10 protein-coding genes are annotated in these 8,420 nt (G+C 35.2%); 8 read left to right on the forward strand and 2 right to left on the reverse strand.

The genetic code is table 11. The features are described 5' to 3' along the window. Positions 1-301: 301 nt before the first annotated feature. From KI356_RS05825 to KI356_RS05845, 6 genes are all read left to right on the forward strand, one after another. A complete protein-coding gene (locus KI356_RS05825) occupies positions 302-967 on the forward strand; it encodes a PspA/IM30 family protein (RefSeq protein WP_002067789.1) in 666 nt (221 codons plus the stop codon). A gap of 79 nt (positions 968-1,046) precedes the next feature. Beyond that, positions 1,047-1,451: a DUF350 domain-containing protein gene (locus tag KI356_RS05830; RefSeq protein WP_002123337.1), complete on the forward strand. Its 405-nt coding sequence runs from the start codon at positions 1,047-1,049 to the stop codon at positions 1,449-1,451. A 21-nt stretch (positions 1,452-1,472) separates the two neighbouring features. Then, positions 1,473-1,979 (forward strand): DUF4178 domain-containing protein, encoded by a 507-nt coding sequence (locus tag KI356_RS05835; RefSeq protein ID WP_000051748.1) that lies wholly within the window; start codon positions 1,473-1,475, stop codon positions 1,977-1,979. Positions 1,980-1,991: 12 nt separating this feature from the next. Then, positions 1,992-2,810 (forward strand): DUF4247 domain-containing protein, encoded by an 819-nt coding sequence (locus KI356_RS05840; protein ID WP_212935032.1) that lies wholly within the window; start codon positions 1,992-1,994, stop codon positions 2,808-2,810. Positions 2,811-2,905: 95 nt separating this feature from the next. Beyond that, positions 2,906-3,124 (forward strand): hypothetical protein, encoded by a 219-nt coding sequence (locus KI356_RS28135; RefSeq protein ID WP_238486179.1) that lies wholly within the window; start codon positions 2,906-2,908, stop codon positions 3,122-3,124. 62 nt (positions 3,125-3,186) lie between these two features. Then, a complete protein-coding gene (locus tag KI356_RS05845) occupies positions 3,187-4,149 on the forward strand; it encodes a hypothetical protein (RefSeq protein ID WP_212935033.1) in 963 nt (320 codons plus the stop codon). Between the two features lie 65 nt (positions 4,150-4,214). Here the strand turns inward: KI356_RS05845 and KI356_RS05850 are convergent, their stop codons facing one another. Further along, entirely contained in the window at positions 4,215-5,087 is an 873-nt protein-coding gene (locus KI356_RS05850) for a YitT family protein (RefSeq protein ID WP_212935034.1), read from the reverse strand. A 241-nt stretch (positions 5,088-5,328) separates the two neighbouring features. Here KI356_RS05850 and KI356_RS05855 point away from each other — a divergent pair, with 241 nt between their 5' ends. Continuing rightward, positions 5,329-5,658, forward strand: a complete 330-nt coding sequence (locus KI356_RS05855) for a zinc-ribbon domain-containing protein (RefSeq protein ID WP_212935035.1) — start codon at positions 5,329-5,331, stop codon at positions 5,656-5,658. A gap of 61 nt (positions 5,659-5,719) precedes the next feature. Here the strand turns inward: KI356_RS05855 and KI356_RS05860 are convergent, their stop codons facing one another. Next, a complete protein-coding gene (locus tag KI356_RS05860; RefSeq protein WP_212935036.1) occupies positions 5,720-6,754 on the reverse strand; it encodes a YdcF family protein in 1,035 nt (344 codons plus the stop codon). Between the two features lie 866 nt (positions 6,755-7,620). Here KI356_RS05860 and KI356_RS05865 point away from each other — a divergent pair. After that, entirely contained in the window at positions 7,621-8,409 is a 789-nt protein-coding gene (locus KI356_RS05865) for an S-layer homology domain-containing protein (RefSeq protein WP_212935037.1), read from the forward strand. Positions 8,410-8,420: the final 11 nt, after the last annotated feature.

Consider the following 8,420-nt stretch of genomic DNA (forward strand, 5'->3'; position numbering starts at 1 on the left):
ATGGAAACGTAACTATCGAGTTAGCTTACAGTAACATTACAATTATGTAATTGAGTGAAAGTACGTAAAAATAAGTTAATTTTTGTGGGAAGAAATAATAAGAATATAGTAGGAATACAATATTCTATCTAGAATGTCATATTATATTGTATGTATTTTGGAAATAACATGTAAGGACATCTTTGTTTTGTTATAATAAACACATAGGTTGTAAAAATGAATATTCTTACTGTAAAGGAAGATTTTTGAGTTTTCCAAGTAGCGAATTTGAAATATGAGGTATATCATAGGAGGAATTTGGATGTCTGTATTTAAGCGATTAAGAGATTTAACAATGTCGAATGTGTATTCATTAATTGAAAAAGCTGAAGATCCAGTTAAGATGACGGATCAATATTTACGCGATATGCAAGCGGATGTACAAGAAGCTGAGAAAAGTGTTGCGGCTCAAATCGCGCTTGAGAAGAAGTTTAAATTATTATTTGAAGAGCAAGAAGCACTTGTGAAAAAACGTGAAGAGCAAGCTCATATGGCTGTTCAAGCTAGCAACTTAGATCTTGCGCGCCGTGCTTTAGAAGAAAAACAAAATGCAGAGCAAAAGATGAATGAATATAAAGCAAGCTATGAGCAAAATAAAGCTGCTGCTGATAATCTTCGTGCGAAGCTAGAAGAAATGCGTAAGCAATTAACAGAGCTGAAAAATAAACGTGAAACACTTGTAGCACGTGTAAATGCAGCGAAAGCACAAAAGAATATTAATCAGGCGATGTCTGGATTTGACTCAAATACTGCAAAAGCTGGTTTAAGCCGTATGGAAGAGAAAGCTCTTCAATTAGAGGCTGAAGCAGAAGCAAGCGGTGAAATTTACAAGAAAGAAAAGTCATTAGACGATGAATTCGCAAGCTTAAACAAAAATTCTGCTGTTGACGATGAATTAGCTCGTATTATGAAGCAGTACGAGAAATAATATAGAATAGACAAAGAAGCCGACATGTCTGAAGAGAATTCATGTCGGTTTTCTATTACCTTTTAGAGGAGGTTTTGCAATGACATGGACGAATGTTTTAGCCATGCTTGTATGGACTGGAGCGAGTGCGGTACTTTTATTTGCAATTATGTGGGTTGATTCGATTTTTACAAAATACAATGATTTAAAAGAAATAAAAAATGGGAACACAGCTGTGACAACACGTTTTGTTATGAAGCTATTCGCTCAAGGATACATCTTGTCACAATCAATAACGAAAGCGAATGATTTATGGCAAGCACTTCTTGCCTCAGCAGTTTCTTTCGTTATTTTATTAGTTGTAGAAATGTTTATTGAATTTGTTTTAAGAAAAATGGCAGGTCTTGATTTAGAAGAAGGAACGAAAGAAGGCAGCGTAGCACATGCGATGTTAGCTGGTTCATTACATATCGTTGGTGCATTTATTTTAGGTGCTTGTTTATAAAGAGAGAAGGAGGGGTAGATTGTGAGCTTATTTAAACGTATTAAAAATATAATGAAAAGTCCAGAGCCGCCGAAGCCAGAAAAGAGTCTTTTAACGTTGGCTCCTGGCGATATGATTGAAGTTTCGTTAGTAATGTACGAATTAACTGGGAAAACGAGTATGCATTCTCGTAAGGAGATTGTTTTAACGCTGCAGGATGGAAAAGACATTCGCTATTTAAAAATTGAAGATCGTGAAAATACGTATTACAAATTGTATACACCGATTGATGGTCGTTTAGATTCAATCGATGAAATTCCGACGACGATTGAAATGGATGATATAGAGTATCATATGGAAGAACAATATAATGGACGTGTTGTTGTTATGGGGAAAACACCATTCGCTGCTTCAGAAGAACAGTACGTATGGGAATTCCAGTCTGACAACCGCAAATTATTACGTGTTGAATGGCAAAATGGTCGCACAATGATGTATGAGGGAGAAGCAATTATTCCTGCTGATGTACAAATCATAAGAGCAACATAAGGGGGCGTAATCATGTCAAACCGATTGTTTACCATGATTAAATCGTTCGTAATCCCTATACTTGCTATCGTTACATTACTTGTTATTGCCGGTTATGCTTTATCGGGCTGTCAAAGTGGTCAGGCGAAGTCAATTCAGGACCGTTATCCGCTAGAGTCTGTCGCAAAGGATGGTAAACAAGAATCTTACGTGTATAGGGCCGCCAATCGGTCAGTTCCTGAAGTCGCAAAGGAACTTATTAACGATAGGAAACCGAAGCAAGCATCAAAAGAAGACGAAAATCAAATGTTCCTCGTTTATTCTGATAAAATGTATAATTTGCAAAAGGATAAAGAGAAACCATCTGATACGTTAATTGAAATAAGTAATGAAGAATTTGTCCGTCAAAATTACCAACCATCCTTCTTACAAGGATATATTATGGGGAGTATACTAAACGATATATTCGGTTCAAAGAAATCATCATACGGTGATTATCGCGGATATAACGACAGACAAAATCATAAGCCGGTTGTCCCGGAAAGACCACCTACGAAAGAAGAAAAGAAAACCCCGCCTCCAATTACGAAGGAAGGGAAAGGATCTATTATTAAGCGAGGCGATAATGTAGATCCGAAATCATCTGTAGGTGATAAGGGAAGTATTACGGAAAAAGGAAGTAACAAGACGCCCCCACCTTCTACTGGAAGCAAAGGGAAAATTACGAAAAATCCGGGTGGCTCGAGTGGATCTGATGTGAAGCCGAAATCATCTATTAAAACTCCGCCAAAGAATACATCTCCCCCGAAAACAAGGGTTGGTGGTTCAGGGAAAATTACGAAGAGAAGATAATAGAGAGACCGAGAAGTGTAACGTGCTTTTCGGTCTTTTTTTTGTGGAAATAATTCCCTTGCAGTTGGTACAATTAAGCATAAGGAGGGGATATTATGACTATGTATAAAAGGTTTAGTGTAATGATGTTCCTCGTATTATTCTTGAGTTTGTTTATTAGTACGACGATGAAATTTAGCTTTATTGGGGGTGTTTTATGGATAATATGTGCTTGTGCTCTGTTTTTATATTTTCCATTCAAGTTTCAACATAAGGTTAACGTCTTGTATAAGTATGTGGAATGGATTAAGCGCGGAGGGAGGTGGAGCGATTAATAGAAGTATAAAGAAAAGAGAGCAAGTATAAGAAAATAAGGGAGAGTTGGGGAGAGATAGTAATGGGAAGATCCGGAACACAACCAAAAGATTTAAGGAAAATTGATTATGATGAGGATTATGTATTTTATTCAGGTCCAATGTATACATCACTCTATACAAGCTTGCAATATAGTGATCGTCTAAGAGTATTGATTTCTTTTTTATTTGCAGGGGCAATCCATTCTTTATTAGAGATAATTTTACCAGCATATATTACTGCATCTTATAACACGAATACGGAATGGCTTATGTTATTTCCAGTTTGGGCTATAGTGTTTATCGTTATAACAAAATTAGGAATGTGGAAATGGCATCAATATGTAGTACATCCTTTACTATGTGCATTGCTTGGTTATAGCTATGCTTCTATTTTAAAACAAATTCTTTCTATAAATATGGACTTATATGTATTTACGGCAATCATTGCTGTGGGCTTTTTATTGTTTTCATTTACAACATGTAAAGTATATTCACTTCCTATGTATCTGTTTAATGCTTGTACAAGTTTAGCTTGTAGTTTTTATCTTGTCTTTTTAATTATGTCTATTTTGGTGGTACTTGGAACGGTCCCGGCAGAAACGTCATATAGTGGTCTTTATGTGTTTTTAGCATTTTTGTTCCACTTTATCGTAGGATTTCGCCACCGCTTTAAGATAGTTGAAGGTTTACTTGCTTTTGTTGTTAGTTTTTGTAGCACATATTTTATTTACATTTTATTGGGGCGTGAATTTACAGTCGCAGCTCTTATGCATACATTGACAGGTGGTTTTATTTTTACTGCATGTTTTGGAATACTAGTATCTTTCGCAGCGCGTAATTGTTTTCAGCCAAAAGCGAAATTATTTTATCCCGGTCCAATCCAAAGAGAGTACACTGATTATGATCACGGATACGATCACGGACATAGTGAAGGTGATAGTAGCGGGTATGATAGAGGATACGAGGAAGGACGAAGAGCAGCAGAAAGAGATTATGATTATTAAGTAAGACATCTAATAAAAAGAAGCTCCTACTAGTTTTTACTAGCAGGAGCTTCTTTTATTGTTTATTAATGAATATCACGTTTCTTGAAATTACCGCCTTTTACTTCTGCTACGTCATAAACTGTAATAAAGGCATTGGGATCAATTTCATTAATAAGGTCTTTCATTTTACTTTCTTCTAAACGGTTAATTACACAAGAAATTTCTTTGAATTGCTCTCTTGAATAACCACCATAAACTTCATTGTATGTTGCACTTCGGCCTAAACGATCGCGAATGGTTTCTACCATTAATTCAGGCTCTTTTGTGATGATTTTAAATGTTTTCGAACCACTTAAACCAACCTCGACAATATGAATCACTTTCGAAGCAATAAAGTAAGCAATTGCCGAAAGGATAGCGCCTTGAAGACCGAATACTGTTGATACGAAAATAAATACGAACATGTTTAAGAATAAAATAAGGTCACTCGTTCCGAAAGGTAATTTACGAGAAAGTAATACAGCTAGCATATCGATTCCATCTAATGCTCCGCCGTTACGTAATGCGAGTCCCATACCGAAACCGATAATAATACCACCAACAACTGTAATTAATAATGTATCGCCTTCAATAATAGTTGGTATTCCGTGCATGACAACGGTACCTATTGCTAATGAAGCAATCCCGATAATGGAATAAATTGCAAAGCTTTTACCGATTTGCTTATATCCTAACCAAACGAAAGGAATGTTAATAACTGCGATTAGAGCCCCTAATGGCAATCCAAATAATCTTGAACTAACGATACTTAAACCAGTCACACCACCGTCGGATACGTTATTTGGAATTAATACCGCTTCTAATCCGTATGCTGTGATAAATGCCCCAATAATAATCATCAAAGCTTTTGAAGCAAATTTGAGCTTATTGGGCTTGTTTTTGATAATTTTCTCCATGTAATTTCCTCGTTTCAAACTAGTTTCTTGTTTGTTACATCATTCACACTTAAATTTTATTTTAACATTATATTTTAAAAAATTCTCCTTTAATGGATGTATGCAGGAAATATTATCACCATATCATGATTTTAAATACATTCGTATATGATTGATGCGTATAAAAAATAGGAATGTTTTCAATTGAAAAATAATAGGATGATATGTATGTTTTGGCTACTGATCTTAAGGGGGAGGTTCTTTGAGATATTGTACGAAATGTGGGAATGAAACGAATGAGGATAACAAGTTTTGCGGACAGTGTGGGGAGAGTCTTAGCTATAAAACGGTAGAGGGAAGTTTTGTAAATAGTAATTCTAATAGTAGTATAGAAGTTTTTTCTTTAGTTGGTTTCATTACTGGATTGATATCATGGTTTATTAACTTATGGGGACTTATTGGCACTATAGCTATTGTATTTTCTATATTAGGTTTAAATAAAAAAGTGACAGGTACGAGTAAAACATTTGCTATTATTGGAATGGTTTCTGGAATTATTAATGTTTTGTACGCTGTTATATTACTTATTTAAATTTGATGAACTGAAAGGTGTAAAAAAGTCCCCTTTTCATAGAAGGGGACCTTAATAGTTGTTATGTAAATAAAATACTGATTATTGCTAGGAATAAAGAGAACCCTAAAATAGTTCCACAAACTTTCATATGTCGTTTACGCCCCATAACGACGATTGCAACATATTCGCGAATCATTGCGTTAGGCCAGTAATAAAATGCTGTTTTTGAGCCGATACCTTGGCTATTTAGACCGGCTTGTCTTGCATATATACCAGCGCGGAAAAGGTGGAAATTGTTCGTTGTAAAAATACTTCTATACTTACCTTCTGGTTTTAAAGAATCCATAATTTCTTTAGAAAACAACATATTTTGATATGTGTTTACAGAGCGATTTTCCCCTACGGTATGTTCAAGAGGAATTCCTTTTTCAATCGCATAATTTTGCATTGCTTCTGCTTCTGGAAGATTTTCATCTGGACCTTGTCCGCCAGAGAAAATGATTGTTGGCGGTGTAGTAACAGCCGCTTGTTTCCAGTAAAAGTCGATTGCTTTATTAATACGACTTGCGAGAAGAGGAGGTACTTTATCGTTAATTAAACCGCTGCCAAGAACGATGATGAAATCTTGATTACGTCTCGGTCTATTGAATTGGTATAGAAAATATGCTGTTAAGAAATTAGATACGTGTATAAAGAAATATACGGTCATAAGAGAAATTCCAGCAAAAATAGGTCGGAAGTGTGGTGAAAATAAGCTCGCTGGATTTAGGATAAGGAGCATTATAAAGAATAAAATCCCTAAAGCTGCAATTAAAGTTAAAGAGTTTGTAAAGCGTCTTCCTTCACGCCTCATCAAGATTCTTGCATTAAGAAATAGTCCAAACATTAAAGCAACGATGCCAAAAGGTATCATTATAAGCAGCGCTAGCATAGGTAGAATTACGATGAAATGTAAAGCGTTGCTACCAGATGCAAACGAGGCGATTGCACAAAATAATAGAAATGAACAGAAAAAGGCATTAAATAAAAAACCGTTTATTATTTTCCGTGGGTCTTTTAAGTAAGAGATAAGAAAAATAATAAACAATATAAGAGGAATAATTCCGAAATACATAAATATAGTACACCTCAATTTGTATAATAATTTGACATACATTCTATATTACATGATTTTATAATTGGAAATGAAAGAAAAAGGATTTTGAATTTTCTTAACAAAATATATGGATGCATATGATAAAATGTATTTAAGGCGATATATTAAAAGTAAAATGGTTGAAGGGGCACTCTGCGGGAGTGTCTTTTCTTTTGGGGATGTAATTGTGCATATTGTATTTATTTTCAAAGGAAGAGGATTACAATATAAGTTGTAGACAGGCTTTATAAAGCAGAATTTTGTACAAACATTTCCCTCTACTTTTTGTATCTAACAATCGTATAACAATAAAGTGAAACTTTAATCAGTCGGGGGTCATCCCCCGCTGATTATTAGCCTTCACCAATCGGGCATTTACAGGCAGCCCGACCCCCACCTAACTTTTTTTCTTTCGCTGAATTTTGAGGTGGGGGTCTTACTGCCCGTTAACGCGGGATAAATAATTCTGTTTTATAGTGTCTGTTTATGAAAAGTATGAAAGGTATCTTCTTTGAAGGCGCCTTTTTGTTATTTAGTGTAGATAGTTATCACTGTTGATATAGTGGGAAGTATCTATACTAAACATTAGCAATCTTCCGTATAAAGATTATCAATTTACTATATATTCCAGTGGTGTTAAGTTAAATATGAAAGGCTTTCTTTTTCAAAATATTACCCCTAATAAATTTTTGAAAAAGTCAACTGTCTCCAAACTTGTCATTCGTGCTTAGCAAAAAAGAATCCTGCTGGATTCTTTTTTTGTTCGACATAATATGACAAATTATATTTTTATACTTTGTTATATTGTTAAATAGTTATTATGGAAAAGAGAAGGGGACTTAAGTATGGGATTTAAAAAATTACTTTTAACAGGTGCAATTGTTGCAACTACAGCATTTACTTCAATTGGGATGGCGCAGGCAAGTATAGAGTTTAAAGATGTTCCAAACAATCATTGGTCTTATAAGGCAATTATGGACTTAGCAAATAAAAACATTGTTGCTGGATATGGAAATGGGATTTTTGGATTTGGTGATGATGTAACTCGTGAGCAAGTTGCAGCCCTTATGTTCCGTCAATTAAAGCCAGCAGTAAAAGAACAGTATAATAATCCGTATAAAGATGTTACTGATCGTTCTACTCAGTTTAAAAAAGAGATTCTTGCTTTAACAGAGATGGGTGTATTTGCTGGAGATGGCACAGGGAACTTTAGACCGAAAGATTCGTTAACTCGCGATGAAATGGCACAAATTTTAACAAAAGGGTTCCAATTGCAAATAAGAGGGGATCATAATTTCCCGGATGTAGATAGAAATGGATGGGCGAATCCTGCGATTACTGCAGTTAAATCAAATTATATTACAGCTGGAACTGGTGATGGTAAATTCGCACCTAGAATGCATGTAAGTCGTGAGCAATACGTTCAGTTCTTATATAACGCGACATTACCGCTTGAAGAAAGACCAGGAGCAGGACAAGAGCAACCAAAGCCAGAAGCAAAACGCTTTGCTAACTGTAAAGAAGCAAATGATGCTGGGGTTTACGATATTACAAGAGATAGTCCGTATTACGGTAAGCATTTAGATCGTGATGGTGATGGAATTGCTTGTGAGAGAAATAAGAGCGGTAAATAAGAAAAAGCACT

This window comes from Bacillus hominis (assembly GCF_018332515.1).
Taxonomy (GTDB): Bacteria; Bacillota; Bacilli; order Bacillales; family Bacillaceae_G; genus Bacillus_A; species Bacillus_A hominis.

Coding starts and splice junctions, on each gene's coding strand:
- KI356_RS05830 (WP_002123337.1), top strand. CDS start 1,047: ATGACATGGACGAATGTTTTAGCCATGCTTGTATGGACTGGAGCGAGT.
- KI356_RS05845 (WP_212935033.1), top strand. CDS start 3,187: ATGGGAAGATCCGGAACACAACCAAAAGATTTAAGGAAAATTGATTAT.
- KI356_RS05860 (WP_212935036.1), bottom strand. CDS start 6,754: ATGTATTTCGGAATTATTCCTCTTATATTGTTTATTATTTTTCTTATC.
- KI356_RS05840 (WP_212935032.1), top strand. CDS start 1,992: ATGTCAAACCGATTGTTTACCATGATTAAATCGTTCGTAATCCCTATA.
- KI356_RS05825 (WP_002067789.1), top strand. CDS start 302: ATGTCTGTATTTAAGCGATTAAGAGATTTAACAATGTCGAATGTGTAT.
- KI356_RS05865 (WP_212935037.1), top strand. CDS start 7,621: ATGGGATTTAAAAAATTACTTTTAACAGGTGCAATTGTTGCAACTACA.
- KI356_RS28135 (WP_238486179.1), top strand. CDS start 2,906: ATGACTATGTATAAAAGGTTTAGTGTAATGATGTTCCTCGTATTATTC.
- KI356_RS05850 (WP_212935034.1), bottom strand. CDS start 5,087: ATGGAGAAAATTATCAAAAACAAGCCCAATAAGCTCAAATTTGCTTCA.